Origin of the sequence: Micromonospora avicenniae (assembly GCF_900156065.1) — a bacterium.
GTDB lineage: Bacteria > Actinomycetota > Actinomycetes > Mycobacteriales > Micromonosporaceae > Micromonospora > Micromonospora avicenniae.
Map to the genome: position 1 here is coordinate 626014 of NZ_FTNF01000001.1, position 25538 is coordinate 651551.

Annotated in this window: 19 protein-coding genes and 1 pseudogene; 12 read left to right on the forward strand and 8 right to left on the reverse strand. The window is 73.0% G+C overall.

The window, feature by feature from the left end:
* The first annotated feature begins 47 nt into the window (after window positions 1-47).
* The 3 genes from eccCa (at window position 48) to BXA10_RS02970 (ending at window position 6222) form a co-directional block, all read left to right on the forward strand.
* On the forward strand, window positions 48-4040 hold the full coding sequence (gene eccCa, locus BXA10_RS02960; protein WP_076467158.1) for a type VII secretion protein EccCa: 3993 nt from the start codon (window positions 48-50) through the stop codon (window positions 4038-4040).
* A 75-nt stretch (window positions 4041-4115) separates the two neighbouring features.
* The gene (mycP, locus tag BXA10_RS02965; RefSeq protein ID WP_076467160.1) at window positions 4116-5447 is read left to right on the forward strand and encodes a type VII secretion-associated serine protease mycosin; all 1332 of its coding nucleotides are present in this window, start codon (window positions 4116-4118) and stop codon (window positions 5445-5447) included.
* Between the two features lie 40 nt (window positions 5448-5487).
* Window positions 5488-6222, forward strand: a complete 735-nt coding sequence (locus BXA10_RS02970) for a phosphatase PAP2 family protein (protein ID WP_076467162.1) — start codon at window positions 5488-5490, stop codon at window positions 6220-6222.
* Window positions 6223-6353: 131 nt separating this feature from the next.
* On the opposite strand, the gene BXA10_RS02975 is transcribed toward BXA10_RS02970, so the two are convergent.
* The 6 genes from BXA10_RS02975 to BXA10_RS03000 all read right to left on the reverse strand — a co-directional run bounded on the left by BXA10_RS02975 (window position 6354) and on the right by BXA10_RS03000 (window position 11617).
* A complete protein-coding gene (locus BXA10_RS02975) occupies window positions 6354-7532 on the reverse strand; it encodes a MarP family serine protease (protein WP_076467164.1) in 1179 nt (392 codons plus the stop codon).
* A gap of 63 nt (window positions 7533-7595) precedes the next feature.
* A complete protein-coding gene (locus BXA10_RS02980; RefSeq protein WP_076467165.1) occupies window positions 7596-8288 on the reverse strand; it encodes an NUDIX hydrolase in 693 nt (230 codons plus the stop codon).
* Entirely contained in the window at window positions 8285-8920 is a 636-nt protein-coding gene (locus tag BXA10_RS02985) for a TlpA family protein disulfide reductase (protein WP_076467166.1), read from the reverse strand. Before BXA10_RS02985 ends, BXA10_RS02980 begins: the two co-directional genes overlap by 4 nt.
* Complete coding sequence (gene nth / locus BXA10_RS02990) at window positions 8917-9738, reverse strand: endonuclease III (protein ID WP_139337865.1); 822 nt, start codon at window positions 9736-9738, stop codon at window positions 8917-8919. The genes BXA10_RS02985 and nth overlap by 4 nt, the downstream gene beginning before the upstream one ends.
* Window positions 9735-10898 (reverse strand): CapA family protein, encoded by a 1164-nt coding sequence (locus tag BXA10_RS02995; RefSeq protein WP_076467168.1) that lies wholly within the window; start codon window positions 10896-10898, stop codon window positions 9735-9737. Before BXA10_RS02995 ends, nth begins: the two co-directional genes overlap by 4 nt.
* Window positions 10899-10954: 56 nt before the next feature.
* Complete coding sequence (locus tag BXA10_RS03000) at window positions 10955-11617, reverse strand: adenosylcobinamide amidohydrolase (RefSeq protein ID WP_076467171.1); 663 nt, start codon at window positions 11615-11617, stop codon at window positions 10955-10957.
* A 216-nt stretch (window positions 11618-11833) separates the two neighbouring features.
* Between BXA10_RS03000 and BXA10_RS03005 the strand changes: the two genes are divergently transcribed.
* The 9 genes and pseudogenes from BXA10_RS03005 (at window position 11834) to BXA10_RS03045 (ending at window position 23485) form a co-directional block, all read left to right on the forward strand.
* Window positions 11834-12511 (forward strand): Crp/Fnr family transcriptional regulator, encoded by a 678-nt coding sequence (locus BXA10_RS03005; protein WP_076467173.1) that lies wholly within the window; start codon window positions 11834-11836, stop codon window positions 12509-12511.
* Window positions 12512-12625: 114 nt separating this feature from the next.
* Window positions 12626-13369, forward strand: coding sequence for a metallophosphoesterase family protein (locus BXA10_RS03010; protein WP_076467175.1), 744 nt, complete (start codon window positions 12626-12628; stop codon window positions 13367-13369).
* Between the two features lie 833 nt (window positions 13370-14202).
* A pseudogene (locus BXA10_RS03015) lies at window positions 14203-14809 on the forward strand (TetR/AcrR family transcriptional regulator).
* A gap of 39 nt (window positions 14810-14848) precedes the next feature.
* Window positions 14849-15685, forward strand: a complete 837-nt coding sequence (locus BXA10_RS03020) for a TIGR03084 family metal-binding protein (protein WP_076467177.1) — start codon at window positions 14849-14851, stop codon at window positions 15683-15685.
* 56 nt (window positions 15686-15741) lie between these two features.
* Complete coding sequence (locus BXA10_RS03025) at window positions 15742-17352, forward strand: acyclic terpene utilization AtuA family protein (protein WP_245828112.1); 1611 nt, start codon at window positions 15742-15744, stop codon at window positions 17350-17352.
* The gene (locus BXA10_RS03030) at window positions 17349-18545 is read left to right on the forward strand and encodes an acyl-CoA dehydrogenase family protein (RefSeq protein WP_076467181.1); all 1197 of its coding nucleotides are present in this window, start codon (window positions 17349-17351) and stop codon (window positions 18543-18545) included. The genes BXA10_RS03025 and BXA10_RS03030 overlap by 4 nt, the downstream gene beginning before the upstream one ends.
* Window positions 18542-20143, forward strand: coding sequence for an acyl-CoA carboxylase subunit beta (locus BXA10_RS03035; protein WP_076467183.1), 1602 nt, complete (start codon window positions 18542-18544; stop codon window positions 20141-20143). The genes BXA10_RS03030 and BXA10_RS03035 overlap by 4 nt, the downstream gene beginning before the upstream one ends.
* A gap of 67 nt (window positions 20144-20210) precedes the next feature.
* Window positions 20211-22325 carry an acetyl/propionyl/methylcrotonyl-CoA carboxylase subunit alpha gene (locus BXA10_RS03040; protein WP_076467185.1) on the forward strand — a complete coding sequence of 705 codons (2115 nt, stop codon included), beginning with the start codon at window positions 20211-20213 and terminating at the stop codon, window positions 22323-22325.
* Window positions 22322-23485: an acyl-CoA dehydrogenase family protein gene (locus tag BXA10_RS03045; protein WP_076467187.1), complete on the forward strand. Its 1164-nt coding sequence runs from the start codon at window positions 22322-22324 to the stop codon at window positions 23483-23485. Before BXA10_RS03040 ends, BXA10_RS03045 begins: the two co-directional genes overlap by 4 nt.
* A 7-nt stretch (window positions 23486-23492) precedes the next feature.
* On the opposite strand, the gene BXA10_RS03050 is transcribed toward BXA10_RS03045, so the two are convergent.
* Window positions 23493-24587, reverse strand: a complete 1095-nt coding sequence (locus tag BXA10_RS03050) for a hypothetical protein (RefSeq protein WP_076467189.1) — start codon at window positions 24585-24587, stop codon at window positions 23493-23495.
* Window positions 24584-25522: a transporter substrate-binding domain-containing protein gene (locus BXA10_RS03055; RefSeq protein ID WP_076467191.1), complete on the reverse strand. Its 939-nt coding sequence runs from the start codon at window positions 25520-25522 to the stop codon at window positions 24584-24586. The genes BXA10_RS03050 and BXA10_RS03055 overlap by 4 nt, the downstream gene beginning before the upstream one ends.
* Between the last annotated feature and the right edge of the window lie 16 nt (window positions 25523-25538).

Sequence of the window (25538 nt, forward strand, 5' to 3'; positions counted from 1 at the left end):
CCTACGATGAGCCAGCTTCGGGTTACCGAGCGTTCTGGGGAGGGTTCTTGTCCACCGTCGTCGTCAAACGGCCGCCCCGCCGGCCGGCACCGGAGATCCCGGTAGGTGAGCTGCCCGTCGAAGCCCCACCGGAGATCCCCGCGGTGGCCGGCGGTCGCTGGCAGCAGCTGCTCATGCTGCTGCCCATGCTGGGCGGCACGGTGGCGATGGCGATGATGTTCGGCCGCGGTGGAGGCGCCTACTCGTACGTGGTGGGCGCGATGTTCGGGCTCTCCTCGCTGGCGATGCTGGTGACCTCGTGGGGCAGCGCGTCCGGCACGCCACGCAAGTCGGAGATGATGGCCGCCCGCCGGGAGTACCTGCGGCACCTGACCTCGCTGCGCCGCCGGGTCCGGGAGACCGCCGAACGGCAGCGGGCCGGGTTGCACTACCGGCACCCCCATCCCGGGCGGCTCTGGTCGACGGTGACCAGCCACCGGGTCTGGGAGCGCCGCCCCACCGATCCGGACTTCGCGGTGGTGCGGGTCGCCGTCGGGCCGCAGACCCTGGCCACCCCGCTGATCCCGCCCGTGACCCGCCCACTCGAGGAACTGGAACCGATGACCGCGGGTGCCCTGCGCCGCTTCCTGGACGCCTACTCGGTCGTGCCCGACCTGCCGGTGGCTCTCTCGCTGCGCAGCTTCGCCCGGGTCTTCGTACGCCAGGTCAGCGGCTCCGAATCCACCGACGGCACGGTCGCCGGCCCGGCTACCGACGGCGGGCCCGTCCAAGGCTCGTCGGCCCGGGCGATGATCCGCGCGGTCCTCACCCAGCTGGCGGTCTTCCACGCCCCGGACGAACTGCTGATCGCGGTCTGCGCCGGCCCGGAGCGGCGAGCCGCCTGGGAGTGGGTCAAGTGGCTGCCCCACGCCCGGCATCCGGACCGCACCGACGCCCTCGGCCCGGTACGTCTGGTCACCAGCTCCGCCGCCGAACTGGAAGGGCTGCTCGACGAGGTGCTGGGCAGCCGCTCCCGGTTCAGCCCGACCGGTCCGGCGACTGACGGGCCGCACGTGGTCGTCGTACTCGACGGCGCCGACCTCACCGGGGCCACCGACATGACCGGCGACAGCGGCATCGACGCGGTCACCGTGCTCGACCTGGACACTCCGCCACCCCGACTGCTCGACCGGTACGCGCTCCTGCTCGAACTGCGCGACGGACGGTTGCACTCGTACTCGGCGGAGGGGCACGCCGAGGTGGGCCTTCCGGACCAGCTCGACGCAACCGACGCCGAGGCGGTCGCCCGCCGGTTGGCCCCGCTGCGCCTCGCCGGCACGGTCCGCAACCCGGACGCCCCGCTGCACGCCGAACCGGGCCTGCCGGAGCTGCTCGACCTCGGCGACCCGCAGGCCTTCACGGTCGAGCAGGGCTGGGCACCCCGTTCGGCGCGGGACCGGCTGCGGGTACCGATCGGAGTGGGCGCCGACGGCGGCACCGTCGAGCTGGACCTCAAGGAGTCCGCGCAGGACGGCATGGGCCCGCACGGGCTCCTCATCGGCGCGACCGGCTCCGGCAAGTCCGAGCTGCTGCGCACGCTGGTGCTGGGGCTGGCCGCCACGCACAGCTCGGAACAGCTCAACTTCGTCCTCATCGACTTCAAGGGCGGGGCCACCTTCGCCTCGTTCGACCGGCTGCCGCACACCGCCGCCGTCATCACCAACCTGGCGGACGCTCTGCCGCTGGTCGACCGGATGGTCGACGCCCTGAACGGCGAACTGATGCGCCGGCAGGAGCTGCTCCGCCGGGCCGGCAACTTCGCCAGCGTGCGGGACTACGAACGGGCCCGGGTCGCCGGCAACGCCCTCCCCCCGTTGCCGTCACTGCTGCTGATCTGTGACGAGTTCTCCGAACTGCTCTCCGCCAAGCCGGACTTCATCGACCTCTTCGTGCAGATCGGCCGGTTGGGCCGGTCGCTCGGGGTGCACCTGCTGCTCGCCTCGCAGCGGCTCGAGGAGGGGCGGCTACGTGGGCTGGACACCCACCTGTCGTACCGGATAGGCCTGCGCACCTTCTCGGCTCTGGAGTCCCGGACGGTGCTCGGCGTGCCGGACGCCCACGAACTGCCACGCACCCCCGGGCACGGCTACCTGCGTTCCGGCACCGATCCGCTGGTCCGGTTCAAGGCCGCGTACGTCTCCGGCGCGCTGCCCCGCAGCGGCCCGGCGGCAGGCCCCGACCTGGACGGCCCACCTCGACTGCTCGCCTTCACCACTCACTTCGTGCCGGTGCCCGAGCCGGACACGCAGCCCGCACCGGCCGCTGCGGAGGAGGGCCGGGAGAGCCTGCTGGACCTGCTGGTGAACCGGCTGGCCGGTCAGGGGTCACCGGCGCACCAGGTCTGGCTGCCCCCGCTCGATGAGCCGTCGGCCCTGGACGAGCTGCTCGGCCCGGTGGGCGTGGCTGCCACGCGTGGCCTCACCACCGGCAACCCGGAGCTGCACGGCGCGCTGAGCGTCCCGGTGGCCCTGGTCGACAAGCCCTTCGAACAGCGCCGCGACCTGCTCTGGCTGACGCTCGACGGCGCGGCCGGGCACGTCGCGGTGGTCGGGGCTCCGCAGAGCGGCAAGTCGAGCGTGCTGCGGACGCTGATCTGCGCGCTGGCGCTCACCCACACCCCGGCGGAGGTGCAGGTCTACTGCCTCGACTTCGGCGGCGGTGGGCTGGCCGCGCTGCGGGACCTGCCACACGTCGGCGGCGTGACCGGGCGCGCCGATCCCACCGCCGTCCGACGCACGATCGGGGAGGTCGCCACGCTGCTCGCCGAGCGGGAGCGGCGCTTCACCGAGCTGGGCGTCGAGTCGATGACGGCGTACCGGCAGCGGCGGGCCGCGCTGGCCGCCTCGGGCGAGCGGGACGTCGACCCGTTCGGCGACGTGTTCCTCGTCGTGGACGGATGGACGACGCTGCGCGGCGAGTACGACGACCTGGAACCCCTGATCACCGAACTGGCCACCCGGGGGCTCTCCTACGGGGTGCACGTGGTGACCACCGCGCTGCGCTGGCTGGACTTCCGCCCTGCGATCCGGGACCTCTTCGGATCCCGCCTGGAGCTGCGTCTCGGCGACCCGAACGACTCGCTGGTGGCCCGCCGGGCGGCGGCGAACGTGCCGGAGAAGGCCCCGGGGCGGGGCCTGACGGCTGGGAGCCTGCACTTCTTGACGGCCCTGCCCCGGCTCGCCGGCGCGGACACCGTCGACCTCGTCAAGCAGGTCGCCGGGGCGTGGCCCGGGCCGCCCGCTCCGCGGGTACGGCTGCTGCCGCCGGTGCTTCCGTACGCCGACCTGGACCTCGCCGCGACGACCGGCCTGCGGCTGCCGGTCGGGATCGCCGAGGCCGACCTACGACCGGTGGTGCTCGACTTCGCCGCCGAACCGCACTTCGTGGTCTTCGGCGACGCCGAGTGCGGCAAGTCCTCGTTCCTGCGTGCGCTGGGCGCCACCATCACCGCCCGGTTCACCCCGGAGCAGGCCCGGGTGATCCTGGTCGACTACCGGCGCAGCCTGCTCGGCGCGATCGCGACGGACCACCTGATCGGTTACGGCACCGCGGCCGCGCACACCGCCGAACTCGTCGAGTCGGCCGCCGGCTACCTCGCGCGCCGGATCGCCGGCCCCGAGGTCACCCCGCAGCAGCTCCGCGACCGCTCCTGGTGGTCGGGGCCGGAGCTGTTCGTGCTGGTCGACGACTACGACCTGGTGGCCACGGGGCCGACCAACCCGCTGCACGCCCTGGCGGAGTACCTGCCGCAGGCCCGGGACATCGGCCTGCATCTGGTGCTCGTCCGCCGTTCGGGGGGCGCCGCCCGCGCCCAGCACGAGCCGATCGTCCAGCGGCTGCGGGAACTCGCCACGGCCGGACTCGTGATGGCCGGCAGTCCGGAGGAGGGGGCACTGGTCGGGCCGGTCCGCCCTGGGCCGCTGCCACCCGGTCGTGGTCGGCTGGTCACCCGCCGCGAGGGGGTGCGCCTGGTCCAGCTGGCACACCTGCCGGCACCGTGAACCGTCTCCCCGGATCGTCCCTCGATCGGGGCGAGAACCGGTAATCTCCGATCGTTGTGGTTCCGCAGGCGACGAATGGCTGAGGATGTGACTGGGGTTCGGCACAGCTGCCCGGCAGCGGGCCGGCGGGTGGCCGGCCGGGCGCTGCTCGGCGTGACGGCAGCCGTCGTCGCCGTGGCGGGTTCCGCGGTGCCGGCGACCGCCGCCCCGGTCCACGCGAGCGCGGTCGTCGCCACCCCGTTGGCGTACGTGCCGGACGAGGCACCGGACCGGCCGGACCAGATCCGTGACGAGCAGTGGCAGATCGACGAGTTGAATGCGACGACCGCCTGGCGCAGCTCGACCGGCCGCGGGGTCACCGTCGCCGTCATCGACTCCGGAGTGGACGCCACCCACCCCGACCTGGTGGGGCAGGTGCTGCCCGGATACGACCTGGTGTCGCCGGGTGGCGGCCCGCAGGCGGACCCGGTGGGCCATGGCACCACGGTGGCCGGGCTGATCGCCGGTCGGCGGGACGACAAGCAGGGCGTGGTCGGCCTCGCGCCGGACGCACGCATCCTGCCGGTCCGGGTGCTCGACGACGAGAACCGGTACGACGACGCGCTGATCGTGGCCCGTGGGGTCCGCTGGGCGGTCGACCACGGCGCGCGGGTGATCAACCTGTCGCTCGGCGGCAGCGGTAACAGCCCCGCTCTCGCCGCCGCCCTGGACTACGCCTTCGCCCGCGACGTGGTGGTGGTGGCCTGCACCGGCAACGTCGCCAGCTCGACGACCTCCGAGGTCTGGTACCCGGCCCGGGAGCCGGGCGTGATCGCGGTCGCCGGCCTGGAACGCAACAGCGAGAACCTCTGGTCCGGTTCGATCACCGGCCGGGAGGCCGTGCTGTCCGCACCGGCCACCGGGCTCGTCGGCGCCCGCCCCGGCGGCTACTGGCGGGTGCAGGGCACCAGTTTCGCCGCGCCGCTGGTGTCCGCCACCGCGGCTCTCGTACGGTCCCGCTACCCGCAGATGTCGGCCGGTGACGTGGTGAACCGGCTGATGTCCACCGCTCGCGACCTCGGCCCGACCGGACGCGACGACCGCTTCGGCTTCGGTCTGGTCGACCCGGTGGCCGCGCTCACCGCCGACGTGCCGCCGGTGACGGGCAACCCGCTCGACGACAACGCCTCTCCCGGCGTGGTCGGTTTCGGACCGGCGCCGGGTCGCGAGCAGAGCGACCAGGCGGCCGGCTTCGGTGATCCGCTCGGCCACAACGTCCCGCAGCAGCAGGCCCGCTGGACCGCCCGCGCGGCCGGCAGCCAGGACGATTCGGCACCGGAACGGCTCTGGACGGGGGCCGCCCTCTTCGTCGCCCTACTCACCGGGGCGGCGCTGATGGTCCGCCGGCTGCGCCAGCAGCACCGCTGAGACCGGCTGATCGCCCGCCCGGTCGGGTAGAACGGACGCCATGAGCACGACGGATCCGCGCACCCTCGCCCCCGGCGACGCGGCGTCCTGGCGGCGACGCCGGCTCGACCCGGTCCAGCCGCGCGGGCTGCGTCTCACCCTGGCCGTGGCGGCCGCGTTCCTGGTGCTGGTGCCCTTCACGTCGCTCGCCCTGCTCGTGCTCGGCGCGTGGCCTCCGCTGCGCCGGATGGACACCTCGGTGACGGAGGCGCTGCACGGCTACGCGCTGGAGCACCCGGGCTGGGTACGGCTGACGAGCGTCTGGACCGAGGTCTTCGCACCCATGCCGCTACGCGTCGCCGCCCTGGCTGTCGTGGTCTGGCTGGTCCGCCGGGACGCCCGCCGGTTGGCCCTCTGGGTTGCGGTGACCATGCTGGCGGGCGGGCTGCTCGGCGCCCTGCTCAAGCTGCTGGTCGCTCGGGACCGGCCGGAGCTGCTGGATCCCGTCGCCCGGGCCGTCGGGTACGCCTTCCCGTCCGGGCACGCGGTCAACGCCGCCCTGGCCGCCGGGGTGCTGCTGGTGGTCTTCCTGCCGCTGGCCCGGCGCCGGGCGCAACGCGCGGCTCTCTGGGCCACGGCACTACTGCTCACCGTGCTGACCGGAGCGAGCCGGGTCGCCCTCGGGGTGCATTGGACCAGCGACGTGATCGGCGGATGGCTCCTCGCCACGGCCGTCCTGGCGGGCACCGCCGCCGGCTTCGCCGTCTGGCAGCACGCCCCCGCAAACCGCCACTGACCGCACGCCGCGGATCCCCTCCTCCGCGACCCGCTCGCTGCCGTTGGCCACGCTTTCCGTGAAAGGGGCCCCTTGCCACCGTCGGTGGCCACTCTTTCCGCGAAAGGGACCGTGTCGGGGGTGGGGGTGGGTCAGGTGCATTCGCCGGTGTCGACGGATCGGGTGCGTTGGGCGCCCGCCAGGGCCACCGGACGCGCCTCCGCCGAGGTCACCGCGAACCCGGTGTTGGGGTCGTCCGCCGCCGCCGCGAAGATCACCCCGAGCACCAGCCCGTTCGCGGAGACCAGCGGCCCGCCGGAATTGCCGCTGCGGACCAGGGCGCGGATCGTGTAGATCTCGCGGGTCACGTCGCCGGAGGAGTAGATGTCGGGCCCGGTGATCCGGTCCACGTCGCGGACCCGGGCGGACTGCGCGTTGTACGGCCCGTCGAGCGGGAAGCCGAGCACGATGGCGTCCGCGCCGGTGCCCGCGTTGCCGGCGGCGAACCGCATGGACGGGCCGGGCAGCCCCGGCACGTGCAGCACGGCGAGGTCCCGGTCCGGGTCGTAGACGACCACCTCGCCGTCGTACCGGTCGCCGCCGAGTTCCACGGACACCGAACGGGTGCCGGCGACGACGTGGGCGTTGGTCATCACCCGGTCGTCGGCGTACACGAAGCCGGAGCCCTCGATGCGGCGGGAGCAGCTCGGCGCCGAGCCGAGCACCTTGACCACCGAGCGCTGCCCGTTGACCACCACCTGCGAGCCGGCGAGCGCCGGGTCGGGCGGCTCCACCTGCCGCGCCCGGGTAGGCGCGAGGTCACCGAAGACGTCCGGGAAGCCGTTCGTGTCGACGGTGTCCCGCAACGCGGTGGAGAGCCGCTGCGCCTGGTCGGGCAGGACCCGGTCGACCACGTTGAGCAGGGCGCTGTTCCGCACGGAGGACGCCAGCCAGGGCAGCGAGGACGAGCCGAGCGGCACCGCGACCAGCCAGGCGACCAGGAGCACCGCGAAAAGGGAGACGAACGCGCCGCCGACGTCGTCGATCTTGCGGAAGACGGGACCGGTGATCGCGGCCCGGAGGTTCGATCCCAGCCAGCCGGCGAGCGCCTGCCCGGCCACGGCGAGGCCGAAGACCGCCACCAGGGAGATCAGCACCCGGGTGCCGCTGTCGACGAACTGACGGGCGAGTATCGGCCCGGCCTGGAGCCCGATCAGCGCGCCGAGGAAGAACCCCGTGAACGACAGGATTCCGATGACGAAGCCCTGTCGGTATCCGCTGATCGCGAACACGAGAATGAGCAGCAGTAGAACGAGATCGACGGCCGACACGCGTCAAGCGTACGGGCCGGGGGCCCGTCGGATGACCACCGCTTGCGGAAGGTGACCGTGCGGTCAGCGTACGGACGTCTCGTCGACCTCGTCGGTGCCCGCGGAGGGGGCCGGCGTCGCCCCGGTGGGCGGCAGCTCGACCATCCGCCCCGGGGCCCACGGCCGGGACCAGCCGCCCAGGTCGAGCAGGGTGCTCAGCACCCCGGCGGTGAAGCCCCAGACCAGCATGCCGCGTACGGCGAAGGCCGGGCCGATCCAGCCGCTCGGATGGCGTACGCGGACCCGGTTCGCCGGGTCGACCAGTTCGGCGATCGGCAGCCGGGCCACGTGTGCCACCTCGGCCGGCTCGCAGGGGTGCACCGGGTGCGGCGCGTGCCACCAGGCGAGGACGGGGGTCACCACGAAGTCGCTGACCGGGATCCAGAGTTTCGGCAGCTCGGCCAGGACGGTGACGCTACGCGGGTCGAGGGCGACCTCCTCGTTCGCCTCGCGCAGCGCGGTCGCCCGGGCGTCGGCGTCCTCCGGGTCCGCGGCACCGCCCGGGAAGGCGGGCTGACCGGCGTGGGTCCGCAGGGTGGCCGCCCGTTGCAGGATCAGTACGTCCGGGCCGGTGTCGGCCTGCTCGCCGAGGAGCACCAGCACGGCGCTCTCCCGCCCACCGCTTTCCGGCGTCGCCAGCCGGGTGAAGTCCTCGGCCCGGGCCGTGCCGAGCCGGTCGAGCAGCGGCGCCATCCACTCCGGTGGTCTCCGGGTCACGCCGGCACCGCCACCCCGAGGTGTTCACGGACCAGCTCGCCGAGGCTTGCGTCGTCCAGCGCGCCGGACGCGTCGGTGTGCACGACCCGGCCCTGCGCGTCGACGAGGAGGGTGAGCGGGAAGGCGTTACGGTTCAGCGCCCGTTGCAGGGCGGTGCCCTGGTCGACCAGCATCGGGAAGCCGATACCCAGGTCCTCGCCGATGGACTGGGCCGCACTGCGGCTGTCCTGGCTGTTCACCCCGATCACGTGGATCCGGTCACCGGCCCGTTTGCTCAGCCGCTGGAAGGCGGGCAACTCCTTACGGCAGGGCGGGCACCAGGACGCCCAAACGTTGATCACGGCGGGTCCGCGTACGTCGCGGAGCGCGATCGGCGCCCCGCCCGTGAAGCAGGCGAGGGTCAGCTCGGGCAGCGGATCTCCCGTGTGACCGTTCGCGTCGGTTGCGGCGCTCGGCGTCCCGGCACCGGCGGTCGGGGTCGCCGGGGTGGTCAGCCTCGCGCAGTCCTCGAACGGTGACGGCCGTTCGGCCCGCGGCCGGGGCGGCGCGGGTTCCTCCGTGCCCGTGGCGGTGCAGCCCGCCGCGGCGGCGACCAGCAGGGGCAGGAGCAGTACGGCGATACGGCGATTCATGGCACCTCCGCGGTGACCGCCTGGACCGGCACCAGCTGCGGGTCGATTCCGGCGGCGACCGCCAGGTCACGGGCCCGGGGGCCCTTGAGCAGCTTGACCGCGACCGTCGGGTCGGTCGGCCCGGTGCCGTACGACGGGCAGAGCTTCGCCAGCGTGCAGGCCCCGCAGGCGGGCTTGCGCGCGTGGCAGACGCGACGGCCGTGGAAGATCACGCGATGGGAGAGCATGGTCCAGTCACGCTTCTCGTAGAGCGCGCCGACCGCATGCTCGATCTTTACCGGGTCGGTCTCGGACGTGAGCCGCCAGCGGTGCACCAGGCGCTGGAAGTGGGTGTCGACGGTGATCCCGGGCACGTCGAACGCGTTGCCGAGGATGACGTTGGCGGTCTTGCGACCGATTCCGGGCAGCGCCACCAGGTCGATCATCCTGCCCGGCACCCGGCCCTCGTGCCGCTCCACGAGCGCCTGTCCCAGCTTGATCAGTGAGTCGGTCTTGTTCCGGTAGAAGCCGGTCGGCCGGATCAGCTCCTCCATCTCCCCCCGGTCGGCAGCGGCGTACGCGGCGGCGGTCGGGTAGCGCAGGAAGAGCTTCGGGGTGACCTCGTTGACCCTCTTGTCGGTGGTCTGCGCCGAGAGGATCGTGGCGACGGCCAACTCCAGCGCGCTGGAGTGGTCCAGTTCGCAGTGCGCGTCGGGATGGGTCTCGGCGAGCACCCGGCCGATCCGCCGAGCGCGCCGCTTCCGCCCGAGGTCGGTCTCGCTGGCACCGGGGGAGCTACGGGTCACGACGGCCAGCGTACGTCGCCGGGCGGGCGTCAGGCGTCAGGTGGTGTGATCTTGCCGGCATCGTCGAGGCGGGCGCCGGTCTTCGGAAAGTCGCTGCGAGTGAGCTGCTTCACCAGTCCCAGGCCCCGGTCGTCCGGGTCGAGGGTCGGTTTGCCGGCCCCGTTCATGTACGTCGAGGTGAACGAGCCGCCCGCCCAGCTGCCGTCGGAGCGCAGCGACACCTTGAGGACGCCACCCCAACCGAGACGACCGTTGTTGCTCAGCGAGTTGCCCCCGCCCGCGAAGTTCCCCAGGCTGTACGCGATCAGCCGGCCCTTGTAGAACTCCATTCCGCGCAGCACGTGCGGGCCGTGCCCGACGATCAGGTCGGCCCCGGCGTCGATCATCGCCTTGGCGAACTTGACCGGATCGCCCCGGTTCTCCCCCAGGAACATCTCGGTGCCGGGCCGGACTCGGGTCTTGTCCGAACCCTCGGCCCCCATGTGCACCTGCACGACTACCAGGTCGGCCATGGTGGCCGCCTTCGCGACGACCTTCTTCGCGGCGGTGATGTCCACAACACTGTTGGACCAGACGTACGACGAGAAGCCGGCAACGGCGATCTTGACGCCGTTGCTCTCCACGACGGTGATCTGGTCCGGCGCGCCGGTGTGCGCCAGGTCGTACTTCTCCAGGGACCGCTGGGTGTTCTCGTAGCCCTTCGGACCGTAGTCGTAGCCGTGGTTGTTGGCCTGGTTGAGCAGGTCGAACCCGGCGTCGCGCAGGTGGGCCGCGTACTCCGGCGGGGCGCGGAACTGGAAGCAGCGGGTGGAGTCGGCGCCGCACTTGCCGGTGCCCGTGTCCACGGTCAACGGCTCCTCCAGGTTGCCCATCACCACGCCGGCGGCGAGCGCCTTGGTGACCGAGGCGAAGAAGCCCTTGCCGCCGTTGGGGGGCAGCCGATTCGGGGCGTTACCCATGATGATGTCGCCGGTCGCGGAGAGCGAGACGATCTCGCCCGCCGCCGGGGAGCCGCTCGCCGAGGGGGTGGTCACCGGCGCACCGGTGGCCCCGCCACCCGCACCGGCCTGCCAGACGGGAGCCGCGACGGTCTCGGCGCAGCCCGCCACGAGCAGCGCGAGCAGCGCGCCGAACACGAGGGTGATCCGGCGACGGTATGAGGGGAGGCGCGAGGAGCGCGCGGCAGCGTACATCGCTGGCGACCCTACCGGGCGGGTTTCGCCGATACGACGGCCGATCGGACGGAAGTTCAGCCGTTCAGACGGTCTGACCAGGGCACGACGGCGCCGGACCCGCCGGCGAGCACGGCCGCGTGCACCGCACGGGCGAGCGGCGCACCCCACGTCGAGCGGGGCCCTCCGTAGGCGAATTCGGGGCCGTCGACCGGGCAGAGCACGGCGACCGCGTCCGTCGGGGTGCCGGTGGCCGCCAGGCCCAGCTCCGTGATCGCCTGCGCCTTCGCCTCGGTCGCGGTGGCGACCGCGTTGACCAGGGCGGCGTCGCTGAGCCGTACCGGCACGTACACCACGATGTTGACGGTGCCGACCCGCTCGCCGAGCGCCACCGGCGCCGGCTCGGCGGCTCGGATCGGGGTGCCGAGCCCGACCGTCGCCCAGACCCGCACGCCGCCGTCCGTCCGGGCGACCACCTCGGCGACGTCGACACCGGTCAGCAGCCCCACCCCGGGCCCGTCCAGCCCGAGCCCGTGGGCGAGCGCGGCCAGGTGGACCGCGGGGTCGTCCCGGTCGTACGACATCGGCACCGTCGCGTTCACGACCCAGTGGCGTACGCCGATCCCGCCACCGAGCGACGCGGAACTGACCGCGCGCAGCGGGTCGGTGGCCCGCCACACCAGCAACGGAACGTCGAGCCCGTCCTCGTGGCGGGTGGTCAGCAACGGCTCGCTCAGCACCCGGTGACCCTACGGCCCGACTGGTCCGGACAGGTACCGACGGTCGGCGGACGGTGACCATCTGGCCAGGCGAAACGTACCGATTACGCCCAACGATCACGTTTCCAGGGGCCACCTCTGATTCCGGCTCACGTGCGCCTAGACTTGTCGGCGCGCGAGGGACCAGCGGACGGCGGACCCGGCCGAGGGACGGCAACGCGCAACCGGAGGTGCGCGATGGACGAGGTACTGGCCCGCAGCGGGATCTTCCAGGGTGTCGACCCGGAGGCTGCCGAGGCGCTCGCCAAGGAGATGGAGACGATCGAGGTCCGCAAGGGCGAGGTCGTGTTCAACGAGGGCGAGCCCGGCGACAGTCTTTACATTCTGCTGTCCGGCAAGATCAAGGTCGGCCGCCGTGCGGCGGACGGCCGGCAGAACCTGATCGCGGTGATGGGCCCGTCGGACATGGTCGGCGAGCTGTCACTCTTCGACCCGGGCCCCCGCACGGCGACGGCTACCGCGGTGACCGACACCCGCCTGGTCCGGCTGCGCAAGCAGGCGCTGCGGCCGTGGCTGGCCAATCGGCCGGAGATCGCGGAGCAGCTGCTCCGGGTGCTGGCCCGCCGGCTCCGCCGGACCAACGACTCGCTGGCCGACCTGATCTTCACCGACGTGCCGGGCCGCGTGGCGAAGAACCTGCTCCAGATGGCCGGCCGGTTCGGCACCCGCGACGGCGGCGTGCTGCGGGTCACCCACGACCTCACCCAGGAGGAGATCGCCCAGCTCGTCGGCGCCTCCCGGGAGACGGTCAACAAGGCGCTGGCGGACTTCGCCTCGCGGGGCTGGCTGCGCCTGGACGGCAAGAGCATCATCATCCTGGACCCGGAGCGCCTGGCCCGCCGCGCGCGCGTCTGACTTCGGCCGCTACGGCCCGGACCGCTCCGCCGGTTCGGGCCGTTTTGGCGCGGGACGTGTCTGCCCGGCGCAGAATCCCTGGATTTCGCCCGGACGGGTCGCCACTCTGTGGCGATGCTGACCAACGTCGCCGTCCTCTCCGACATCCACGGTGTGCTTCCCGCGTTGGAGGCCGTGCTGGCCGAGCCGGACGTGGCGGCCGCCGACCTGATCGTGCTCACCGGTGACATCGCCGCCGGCCCACAGCCGGTCGAGGTGCTCGACCGGCTCGCCGACCTCGGCGACCGGGCCTGCTGGGTACGCGGCAACGCCGACCGGGAACTGGTGGAGGCCCGGGCGGGGCGCAGCATCCCGTTCGAGGTCTCGAACTGGGCGGCGGCTCAGCTCCGCGACGATCAGGTCGACCGGCTGGCGCAACTGCCCAGCACTGTGACGATCACCATCGACGGCCTGGGTCCGGTGCTCTTCTGCCACGCCACGCCTCGGGACGACGAGGAGGTCGTGCTGGTCGACACCCGGATGGCGCGCTGGGCGCAGGTCTTCGCCGACGTACCGCCAGAGGTACGCACGGTGGTCTGCGGGCACACCCACATGCCGTTCACCCGGCTGGTCGACCGGCGGCTGGTGGTCAATCCCGGCAGCGTCGGGATGCCGTACGGCGGGCCCGGCGCCTACTGGGCGCTGCTCGGTCCGGGTGTGCAGCTGCGCCGCACCGACTTCGACGTGGACGCGGCCTGCGCCCGAGTGGCCGCCGAGTCGACGTACCCGGACGCCGCCGGCTTCGCCGACGAGTACCTGCGCTCCCGGCACAGCGACGCCGACGCGCTCGCGGTGTTCGCTCCCCGCGACGGCCGCTGAGCGGGCCGGTCCCAGCTCTCTCCGAACAGCGCGCCGGACGACCCGACGAAGGGCGTAGGGACATGGTGCGAGCTGCCTTTGGATCTGAATCGTCTAGGACATCGGACCGGGGACCGGAGGGCCAGGGCCGGAGCCGGAGGGCCAGGGCCGGAGGGCCAGGGCCGGAGCCGGAGGGCCAGGGCCGGAGGGCCAGGGCCGGAGCCGGAGGGCCAGAGCCGGAGCCGGAGGGCCAGGGCCGGAGCCGGAGGGCCAGAGCCGGAGCCGGAGGGCCAGGGCCGGAGCCGGAGGGCCAGAGCCGGAGCCGGGAAGCCGGGGTCGGAGGGCCCGGAAATCTCCTGCCGTCCCATGCCTAAGCAACCCGCTCGGCCCGCTTCTGCAGAACGGTTCCTGGTCGCCTGCCGGTCGGTCGTGGTGAGCTCGAAGCCGCCATAGCGCGCACGGGGAGCGTGGTGTCCTGGACGCGGTCGGCCGGGAGGTCGCTACAACGCCTCGGTCTGCGCGTCACGGCCGCCGCCTGCCGGCTGCACGCAGCACCGGCCACGACGTTGCGGCACCGCCCACGGCGAAGCAACACTCCCAAGGGCGAAGCGGCACCGCCCACAGCGAGGCAACACTCCCAAAGCGACGCAGCACCGGCAACGGCTGGGCACACCGGCATGCCGTTGACCTCCCAACGGCTGCGCGCTGACTCGCCTACGACATCAGTTCCAAAGGCTTCGCACAGCAGCACTCGGTCTCGGGCGGCGCCGACCGGCGACCCGCGTGGACGGGCCGATCGCACGGACGAAAAAGTCAAGCTTGACTGTTTGTTTCGCGGCTTGCACGCTGTCCCCGTGTCCACCGCATCGATCCGCGTCCCTCAACAGGAACGCAGCCGCGCCACCCAGGCGCGACTGCTGGAGGCGACAGTCGAATGCCTGGTGGAGCATGGCTGGGCGGGCACCACGACCACCCTGGTCGCGGCACGGGCCGGGGTTTCGCGCGGCGCGCAAGCTGCACCACTACCCGACGAAGGCCGCTCTGGTCACCGCAGCCGTCGACCACCTCGCCGAGCGCCGCGCGGCCGAGCTGCGTGCCGAGGCGGAGGCGCTACCGACCGGGCCGCAGCGGCTCGACCGGGTGATCGACCTGCTCGGCGTGGCGTTCACCGGTCCGCTCTTCGTGGCCGCACTCGAACTCTGGGTCGCCGCCCGCACCGATCCCGAGCTGCGTCGGGCACTGGTGCCGCTGGAAGCCCGGGTGGGCCGGGAGATGCACCGGCTCACCGTCGCACTGCTCGGCGTCGACGAGCGACGTCCCGGCGTACGGGAGGCGGTGCAGGCCACCCTGGACCTGCTCCGCGGGCTGGGCGTGGCCAACCTGCTCACCGACGACACGGTCCGCCGTACCGCCCTGCTCGCCACCTGGAAGCAGCAACTCTCCACGCTCCTCACGCCCTGACCTGCCCCCGCGTCGGGGCATGACCAGACCGGAGGCACCATGGTCGACCTGTCGGACCTGCTCGCCGACCTGGCCGGGGAGTCCGAGGCGCTGGAGGCACTCGTCCGGCCACTGCCGCCGGCGGACTGGGCCCGCCCCACCCCGGCGGCCGGCTGGACCGTCGCTCACCAGGTAGCCCACCTCGCCTGGACCGACCATGTGGCGCTACTCGCCGCCACCGACGCCGAGGCCTTCTTCGCGTCCGTGGCCTCCGCCCCGGACCCGGCCCGACTCGTCGACCACGGCGCGGAGGAGTTCCTCGCCCCGCCGACCGACCTGCTCCCCCGCTGGCGCAGCGGCCGGGCGGCACTGGCCGCCGTCCTCGCCCTCGTTCCGCCCGGGGAGAAGCTGCCCTGGTACGGCACCCGGATGTCGGCCACTTCGATGGTCACCGCCCGAATCATGGAGACCTGGGCGCACGGCGAGGACATCGCCGACGCACTCGACGTACGCCGGCCCGACACCCATCGGCTCCGGCACGTCGCCCACCTCGGCGTGCGTACCCTCGGTCACGGTTTCGCCGCCCACGGCCGGCCCGTGCCGGCGACGCCCGTGCGCGTGGAACTGGCGGGGCCGGGCGGCGAAACCTGGAGTTGGGGCCCCGCGGAGAGCACGGACCGGGTCACCGGGCCGGCGCGGGACTTCTGCCTGCTGGTCACCCAGCGCCGGCACCGGGCCGATCTGGCACTCACCGTCACCGGCCCGGTCGCCGACGAGTGGCTCGACGTGGCGCAGGCGTTCGCCGGCCCACCCGGTGCCGGCCGGCCGCCGCTGGACCCGCCACCCGCAGGCGGGCCGCAGACCCGCGCTGCCGGCTCGAACGGGGTGCCGGTGTGATCCGCATCGGCAACGCCTCCGGCTTCTACGGTGACCGCTCCACCGCCTGGCGGGAGATGCTCGACGGTGGCGAACTGGACGTGCTGACCGGCGACTATCTGGCCGAACTGACCATGCTGATCCTCGGGCGGGACCGGATGCGCGACCCCTCGCTCGGGTACGCCCGGACCTTCCTCCGGCAACTCGAAGGTTGCCTCGGCACCGCGCTCGAACGCGGGGTCAAGCTCGTGACCAACGCCGGCGGGCTGAACCCGGCCGGGTTGGCCGCCGCGATCGACGCGCTCGCCGACCGGCTCGGCCTCGCCGTCCGCGTCGGGTACGTCGAGGGCGACGCGCTGCACCGGCCCGACGCACTCACCGCCAACGCGTACCTGGGTGCGTTCGGGATCGCCGCCTGCCTCGACGGCGGAGCCGACGTGGTGGTCACCGGCCGGGTCACCGACGCCTCGCTGGTGGTGGGTCCGGCGATCGCCCGGTACGGCTGGACCCGCGACGACCTCGACGCACTCGCCGGCGCCACCGTCGCCGGGCACCTCATCGAGTGCGGCGCGCAGGTCACCGGCGGCAACTTCAGCTTCTTCACCGAACTGCCCGACGGCGGCCACCGTCCCGGCTTCCCGATCGCCGAGGTGCACCGGGACGGCTCGTGCGTCGTCACGAAACACCCGGGCACCGGCGGCGCGGTGACCGTGGAGACCGTCACCGCGCAACTGCTCTACGAGGTGGGCGGGCCCGCGTACCTGGGGCCGGACGTGGTGACCCGGCTGGACACGGTGGCCCTGCACGCCGACGGCGCGGACCGGGTGCGGGTCACCGGCGTACAGGGGACACCGCCCCCGGCCACCCTCAAGGTCGGCGTCAACAACCTCGGTGGCTTCCGCAACTCGATGACGTTCGTGCTCTGCGGGCTGGACATCCCGGCCAAGGCGGCCCTCGTCCGCGGCCAGTTGGAGTCCTCGGTGGGCAAGGAGGGGCTGGAGTTCAGCCTGGCCCGCACCGACCATCCCGATTCCGCCGACACGGAGACGGCGAGCGCGCTGCTGCACGTACACCTGCGCGACGGCGACAAGGCACGGGCCGGGCGGGCGTTCTCGGCGGCCGCGGTGGAGCTGGCGCTCGCCTCCTACCCGGGATGCACCCTGACCACCCCACCCGGCGACGCGACGCCGTACGGGGTGTTCACCGCGGAGTTCGTGCCGCAGGACGCGGTGCCGCACACCGCGGTGCTCCCCGACGGCAGCCACGTGCCGATCCCGCCGCCGCCCGACACCCGTCCACCGGAGAGCGCCGCGCAACCGGATGCGCCGGCAACACCGCTCTCCGGGCACCGCACCCGCCGTGGTCCGCTCGGCGAGCTGGTCGGGGCACGGTCGGGAGACAAGGGCGGTGACGCGAACCTGGGTGTCTGGACCCGCGGCGACGCGGCATACGACTGGCTGCGCGGCTGGCTGACCGTGGAGCGGCTGGCCGAGCTGCTGCCGGAGACCGCCACGTTGACCGTCGAGCGGTACGAGCTGCCGAACCTGCGCGCCGTCAACTTCGTGATCCGGGGCCTGCTCGGGCAGGGAGTAGCCGCGTCCACCCGCTTCGACCCGCAGGCCAAGGCGCTCGGCGAGCTGCTCCGCTCGCGGATCATCGACCTGCCGATCCTGGAGGCGACCGCATGACCATCGTGGACACGCCGGAACGGCGCCAGCTGCGTGAGCTGACCCGCGCCTTCGTCGCCCGGGAGGTGCTGCCGTACCTGGACGACTGGGAGCGGGCCGGTGAGGTCCCGCGCCACCTGCACGCCACCGCCGCGAAGATCGGCCTGCTCGGCGTCGGGTTCCCCGAGTCGGTCGGGGGCAGCGGCGGCGACCTGCTCGACACGATCATCGTGACCGAGGAGATCATCCGGTCCGGGGGCTCGTCGGGGCTGGTCGCCGCGCTCTTCACGCACGGCATCGCGCTGCCGCACATGGTCGCCGCCGGCGGCAACCGGACCGGCGGTCCGCTCGGCGGCCGGCTCGGCGCCGTCCCGGCCCCGGGCGACGACGATCTGGTCGACCGGTACGTCCGCCCGACCCTGGCCGGGACGATGATCGGCGCGCTGGCGATCACCGAGCCGGACGGCGGCTCGGACGTCGCGGGGATCCGCACCACCGCCCGGCGGGACGGCGACCACTATGTGGTGAACGGGTCGAAGACCTACATCACCAGCGGCGTCCGGGCCGACTTCGTGACCACCGCGGTCTGCACCGACTTCCCGGGCAGCGGTGAGCTCACCCTGCTGGTGATCGAGAAGGGCACACCTGGCCTCACCGTGGGCCGCCGGCTGGAGAAGCTGGGCTGGCACTGTTCGGACACCGCCGAGCTGTCCTTCGTCGACGTACGGGTGCCGGTGGCTAACCGGATCGGCGCGGAGGACACCGGCTTCCTGGCGATCATGCAGCACTTCGCCGCCGAGCGGATCTCGCTCGCCACGCAGGCGTATGCGATCGCCCAGCGCTGCGTCGAGTTGGCCGTGCGCTGGTGCCGGGACCGCTCCACGTTCGGCCGGCCGCTGGTCAGCCGCCAACTCGTCCGGCACCGGCTGGCCGGGATGCACACTCGCGCCGAGGCGGCCCGCGCGTACGTGCACGACGTGGCGGCTCGGGTCGCGGCCGGCGAGCCGGTGGTCACCGAGGTGGCGATGGCCAAGAACGTCGCGGTGGCCGCCTGTGCCGAGGTGGTGGACCAGGCGCTCCAGCTGCACGGAGGGTTCGGTTATCTGCGCGACGCCGAGGTGGAACGGCACTACCGGGACGCCCGCATCCTCGGCATCGGCGGCGGCACCACCGAGATCATGAACGAGATCATCGCGAAGGGGATGGGGCTGTGACCGTACTGGGCAGCACCATCGATCCGTCCTCGCCGGGTTTCGCCGGCAACCGGGCGGCGCTGCTGGAACGGCTGGCGGAGCTGGATGCCGCAGTGGACCAGGCCCGGGCCGGGGGTGGCGAGAAGTACGTGGCCCGGCACCACGCCCGGGGCAAGCTGCTCCCCCGGGAACGGATCGAACTGCTGCTCGACCCGGACAGTCCGTTCCTGGAGCTGTCGCCGGTGGCCGCGTACGGCACCGACTTCCCGGTCGGGGCGAGCGTGGTGACCGGCATCGGTGTGGTCGAGGGCGTCGAGTGCCTGATCGTCGCGAACGACCCGACGGTACGCGGTGGCGCGGTGAACCCGTGGTCGCTGGCCAAGACCCGGCGGGCCGGTGAGATCGCGCTCGCCAACCGGCTGCCGATGGTGAACCTGGTCGAGTCGGCCGGAGCCGACCTGCCCACCCAGGCGGAAATCTTCATCCCGGGTGGCCGGGTGTTCCGTGACCTGACCCGGCTCTCCGCGGCGCGGATCCCCACGGTCAGCGTGGTCTTCGGCAACGCGACCGCGGGTGGCGCGTACGTGCCGGGGATGTCCGACCACGTGATCATGATCCGGGACCGGTCGCAGGTCTACCTGGCCGGGCCGCCGCTGGTGAAGATGGCCACCGGCGAGGTCACCGACGACGAGTCACTCGGCGGCGCGGCGATGCACGCCGGAACGTCGGGGCTCGCGGACTTCCTCGCCGCCGACGAGCGGGACGGCATCCGGCTGGCCCGGCAGTGCGTACGCCGGTCGAACTGGCGCAAGCAGGGCCCCGGGCCGCGTGACCCGTCGCCGCAGCCGCCGAAGTACGACCCGGAGGAGCTGCTCGGCATCGTCAGCTCCGACCTGAAGGTGCCGTTCGATCCGCGCGAGGTGCTCGCCCGGATCCTGGACGGCAGCGAGTTCGACGAGTTCAAACCGGCGTACGGCCGCGCGCTGGTCACCGGCTGGGGCGAGCTGCACGGCTACCCGGTCGGGGTGCTCGCCAACGCCCGGGGCGTGCTGTTCAGCGAGGAGGCGCAGAAGGCGGCGCAGTTCATCCAGCTCGCGAACGCGTCCGACACCCCGCTGCTCTTTCTGCAGAACACCACCGGCTACATGGTCGGCACCGAGTACGAGCAGCGCGGAATCATCAAGCACGGCGCCCTGATGATCAACGCGGTCTCCAACTCGACGGTGCCGCACCTGACGGTCAACCTGGGCGCCTCGTACGGTGCGGGCAACTACGGCATGTGCGGGCGGGCGTACGAGCCGCGGTTCCTCTTCACCTGGCCGAACGCCAAGTCGGCGGTGATGGGGCCGGCCCAGCTCGCCGGGGTGCTCTCGATCGTGGCCCGGCAGGCCGCGGCCGCCCGGGGCCGGCCGTACGACGAGGACTCCGACGCCGCGATGCGGCTGATGGTCGAGCAGCAGATCGAGTCCCAGTCCGGAGCGCTGTTCCTCTCCGGCCGCCTCTACGACGACGGGGTGATCGACCCCAGGGACACCCGTACGGTCCTCGGCCTCTGCCTGTCCGCCGTCCACAACGCACCCGTGCAGGGCGCGCACGGCTTCGGCGTCTTCCGGCTGTGATCGGCGTGAGCGCGAGGAACGCGGCGCAGCGGAGTCCCGCCGTCGCGAACGAAAGGCAGGCCCCCAGATGATCAACCGGCTCCTGGTGGCGAACCGGGGCGAGATCACCCGCCGTGTCTTCGCCACCTGCCGTCGGCTCGGCGTCGAGACGGTGGCCGTGCACTCCGACGCGGACGCCGACGCGCCGCACGTCGCCGAGGCGGACCGGGCGGTTCGGCTGCCGGGGAACAGCCCGGTCGAGACGTACCTGCGGATCGACCTGATCCTGGACGCGGCCCGCCGGACCGGTGCGGACGCGGTCCACCCCGGCTACGGGTTCCTCGCGGAGAACGCCGAATTCGCCGCGGCGGTGATCGACGCGGGCCTGACCTGGGTCGGGCCGTCGGCGAAGGCGATCGCCACGATGGGCGACAAGGTGGCCGCGAAGGCGCTGCTCGCCGATGCCGGCGTACCCATGCTGCCGACCTGGACCGACCTCGACCAGGTCACCGACTTTCCGGTGCTGGTGAAGGCGGCCGCAGGCGGCGGAGGGCGCGGCATGCGCGTCGTCCGCGAAGCGGCCGGGCTCGCCGAGGCCGTCGCCTCCGCGCGTCGCGAGGCGGCTGCGGCGTTCGGCGACGGCACGGTCTTCATCGAGCGGTACGTCGAGCGGGGCCGGCACGTCGAGGTGCAGATCTTCGGCGACACGTTCGGTACGGTCGCCGCCCTCGGCGTGCGGGAGTGCTCGATCCAGCGCCGGCACCAGAAGATCGTCGAGGAGGCGCCCGGCGTCGTCCCGCCCGAGGTGCGCCAGCGGCTGCACGAGGCGGCGGTGGCCGCCGGTCGTGCCGTCGACTACGTGGGCGCGGGCACGGTGGAGTTCCTGCTGACGCCCGGCGGAGACATCCACTTCCTGGAGATGAACACCCGGCTCCAGGTCGAGCACCCGGTCACCGAACTGTGCACCGGGCTGGACCTGGTCCGGCTGCAACTGCTGGTCGCCGCCGGTGAGCCGCTGCCGGAGGAGGCCGTGTACGCGAAGACCAGCGGGTACGCCGTAGAGGTGCGGCTCTGCGCCGAGGATCCGGCCCGGGGCTTCCGGCCGGCCACCGGTGTGCTGCACCGGTTCGCCGTTCCGGGCGTGTCCGCCGAGTTCGGCGAGCTGACCCGCGCTGGGCTGCGGCTGGATTCCGGCGTGGTCGACGGCTCGGCGGTCGCCGTCCACTACGACTCGATGCTGGCGAAGGTGATCTCCTGGGCGCCGACCCGGGGCGAGGCGGCGCGGGCACTGGCCGGTGCGCTGGCCCGCGCCGAGCTGCACGGGGTGACCACCAACCGCGACCTGCTGGTCCGGGTCCTGCGCAGCCCGGAGTTCGCCGCTGTCGAGGTCGACACCGGTTTCCTCGACCGGCATCCGGAGCTGTTCGCACCGCTGGTGCCGTCCGATCGGATGCCGCTGTACGCGTTGGCCGCGGCGCTGGCCTCGGCGGCCGGCCGGCGGGCGAGCGCCCCGGTGCTCGCCGGGCTCCCGTCCGGCTGGCGGAACGTGCCCGCGTACCCGCAGGTCACCCGGCTGCTCGCCCCGGACGGCGAGGTCGAGGTGCGCTACCGACTGGACCGGACGGGCGCACTCGCGCAGTGGTCGGTGCGAGCGGCCGGGCCGCGCGCGGAGGGCCCGCCGACCGGCACGGTCGACCCAGCCGGTGCGGCCGGCGCAGACGGTGCGTTGGGCCCGCCCGGCGCAGGCGGCGCGGTCGGCGGAGGCGGCACGGTCGGGCCGGTCGGCGACGGCGGGTGGCCCGCGGTGGCGCTGGTGTCGGCCACCGCCGAGCGGGTCGTGCTGGACGCGGCCGGCGTGCGGTGCGCGTACCGGGTGCACGGGATCGGCTCGGCGGTACACGTGGACGGCCCGGAGGGTTCGGTCTCCCTCACCGAGCTGCCGCGCTTTCCCGAGCCGGCCACCGAACTCGCCGCCGGCTCGCTGCTGGCGCCGCTGCCCGGCACGGTGACCCGGGTACACGTGGCGGCCGGTCAGCAGGTCGTCACCGGCGACCTGCTGCTGACCCTGGAGGCCATGAAGCTGGAACACCCGGTGCTCGCCCCGATCGACGGCACGGTCGTGGAGCTGCCGGTGCCGGCCGGCGGCCAGGTCGACACCGGGGCCGTGCTGGCCGTCGTCAACCCTCTGGAGGACGTGCGATGAACTTCGACCTCACCGACGAGCAGGAGCAGCTGCGGGACGCCGTACGGGCGCTGGGCCGCCGGTACGGGCACGACTACTTCGTGGCCAAGGCGAAGGCCGGTGAGCACACCACCGAGCTCTGGGCGGAGGCGGGACGGCTCGGCTACCTCGGGGTGAACATCCCCACCGAGTACGGCGGCGGGGGCGGCGGCATCACCGAGCTGGCGATCGTCTGCGAGGAGCTGGCCGCGGCGGGCTGCCCCCTGCTGCTGCTCGTGGTCTCCCCCGCCATCGCGGCCACCGTGATCAACCGGCACGGCACCGAGGCACAGCGGAAACGGTTCCTGCCCGGCTTCGCCGACGGCTCGCTGAAGGTGGTCTTCGCGATCACCGAACCGGAGGCCGGTTCGAACTTCCACCGGCTCGGCACGGTGGCCCGGCGCGACGGCGACGACTGGCTGCTCTCGGGGCGCAAGTGCTTCATCTCCGGCGTCGACGAGGCACGGTACGTGCTGGTCGTGGCGCGTACCGAGGACGCCACGACCGGACGGCTGAAGCCGGCGCTCTTCGTCGTACCGAGCGACGCGCCGGGGCTCACCCGATCCAAGCTGGACATGGAGATCGTTTCGCCGGAGAACCAGTTCCTGCTCTACCTCGACGAGGTGCGGCTACCGGCCGACGCGCTGGTCGGAGAATCGGTGGACGCCGGCCTGCCGGCGCTCTTCACCGGGCTCAACCCGGAGCGGATCACGGTGGCCGCGATGGGCGCGGGCACCGGCCGGTATGCGATCGAGCGGGCCTCGACGTACACCGCGTCCCGGAAGGTCTGGGGTGGGCGGAGCATCGGCGCCCATCAGGGCGTGTCCCACCCGTTGGCGCACGCCGCCGTGCAGGTGGAGCTGGCCCGGTTGATGATCTACAAGGCGGCCGCCCTCTACGACGCCGGGCGCGACCTGGAGGCCGGGGTGTCCGCCAACATGGCCAAGTACGCGACCGGCGAGGCCGCGGCGCTCGCCGTGGACACCGCGGTACAGGTCCACGGCGGGGCCGGCATGACCACCGAGTACGGCGTGGCGACGCTGCTCGGCGCCGTCCGGGCCGGACGGATCGCCCCGGTGAGCCGGGAGATGATCCTGAACTACGTCGCCCAGCACGTCCTCGGTCAGGAGAAGTCGTACTGAGGGAGGGTCAGCCGACCGCGCGGCAGGCGGCGTCGATGCGGTGCACCGGGCGGACCCGCCGACCCAGCCCCTCCATCAGCGAATCCTCCACGTGGAAGTCGTGGATCCGCAGCTGGTGCCGGGGCAGCTCCTCCTCGCTCGGGCAGAGCACCTGCGCTTGCACCTGGTCGACCGGCACGTACCGCACGCCGCCCTGCTCCTGCAGGATCACCATGTTCACGTCGTCGGTGGTCACCACGTGTCCCCGTACGTCCTCCGTCGGGCCGTTCGCCGGCCCCACGGTGGTGACGGTCAGCGGCAGCACCGGTGTGCTGATCACCGGCAGGGCCGCCCAGACCAGCACGACCAGCACGGCGACCTCGGTGAGTGAGGCGAGCGGCCCGATCACGATGCGCGGCAGCGGCCCGGAGATGCTCAGGGCGAGCAGCGGCGGCAGCACCAGCAGCGCCACCACCAGCGGCTTACCCTGCCGGGCGGCGTCCAGCAGGGTGGGCAGCAGCAGCCAGGCGTACCCGGCGAGCAGGGCAGCGATCAGCAGCACCCGGGGCGCGACCCGCTCGTGCAGCTGTTCCGGACGAAGCTGGAACGCGGCCACGAACGCCGGGAGGAGCAGCGGCAGGTAGAGCAGCGGCCAGGTGACCAGGGCGAGCAGGAAGCTCGCCAGCACCAGCCAGGCCGGGGTGATCTCGGCCCAGCGGGCGAAGAGCGGACGACGCCGGGTGCCGGGCGGTAGCCGGTCCACACTCGCGCCGAACACCGCGCCCAGGGCGAAGACGGCGACCAGCGCGGTGGCGAGCAGCCGGGCGGCGGTGGTGAGGAAGCCGGCGAGCAGGTTCACCGGCCCGACGTTCGCGACCAGCAGCAACGTGGTCTGCAGCTCACCGCCGGCCTCGACGCCGAGCCGGAGCACGGAGAAGACGGCCGGCACGCCGACCAGCGCCGTCCAGAACGACTGGCTGGCCTGCGCCCGCCGCTCCACCTTGTCCAGCCGGTCGCCGCCGGGCCAGCTGCGGTCGTACCAGGCCGTCGGCTCCTCGACCCGGCCACCGTCGTCCGCCCCCGGTTCACCGACGGGGGCGGTGGCCGCCGAGGGGACCGTCATCGGGGGGCCTTGTCGTCGAAGTCGACGAGCTTCGGCACCTCGAGCGGCTGGGGCTGCGGCTTCTCCGCCCGCAACCACGGGCCGAGTGTCCGGTTGTAGGCGGTCTGCCATGGGCTGGCACGCCCGGCCCGCTCCAACTGGTAGCTCTTGTCGAGGAAGAAGGCGACCAGATCCCGGAGGGCCGGGTCGCTGATCGGCACCCCGACACCGATCAGTTCGCTGGTGCCGAAGGGCATGTCGACGATCTCGAACTCGGTCGGGTGCCGGGACAGGAAGCCGGCCAACATCGTCTCGTCGGAGCTGACCGCGTCGTAGCGACCGGCCCGGATGCCGGCGACGCAATCGCCGACGTCCTTCACCACGAAGGTGCGGACCTGGTGCTTCTCCAGCTCCGCCTCGGTGGTCGAGCCACCGCTGGTGCAGATCTTGTACGCCGGGTTGCGGAGGTCCTCGATGGTGCGGATCTTGTCCTTGAGCCGGACCGGCACCATCGCCTCCTGCGTGGTGACGAAGTATGGTCCGGCGAAGCTGACCAGCTTCTTACGCTCCTCGGTCATCGAGAAGCTCGAAACCACCAGATCGACCGTGCCGCCCTGCAGCGCGGGGATGCGGTCCTCGGTGGAGACCGGGACGAATTCCAACCGCTGGTCGCCCTCGTAGCCGAGGGAGGCGGCGATGTAGCGCGCTATCTCCACGTCGAAACCGACATGCACACCGTCGCGCAGCTCACCCATCAGTGGCTCGTTGCTGGCCACTCCGATCCGCAGCTTCGGCTGGCCGTAGATGTGAGACTCGCGGAGCTTCTCCTGCACCGACGGAAGCTCCGGCTTCTGCCGGCTGTCGCAACCGGCGGCGGCGGCGAGGGTGAGCGTCAACGCCACGGAGAGGGTGGTGGCGACCGAGCGGAACCGGAGCCCGGTGGACGATTCGTTCATCGGCGACCTCGCTGAC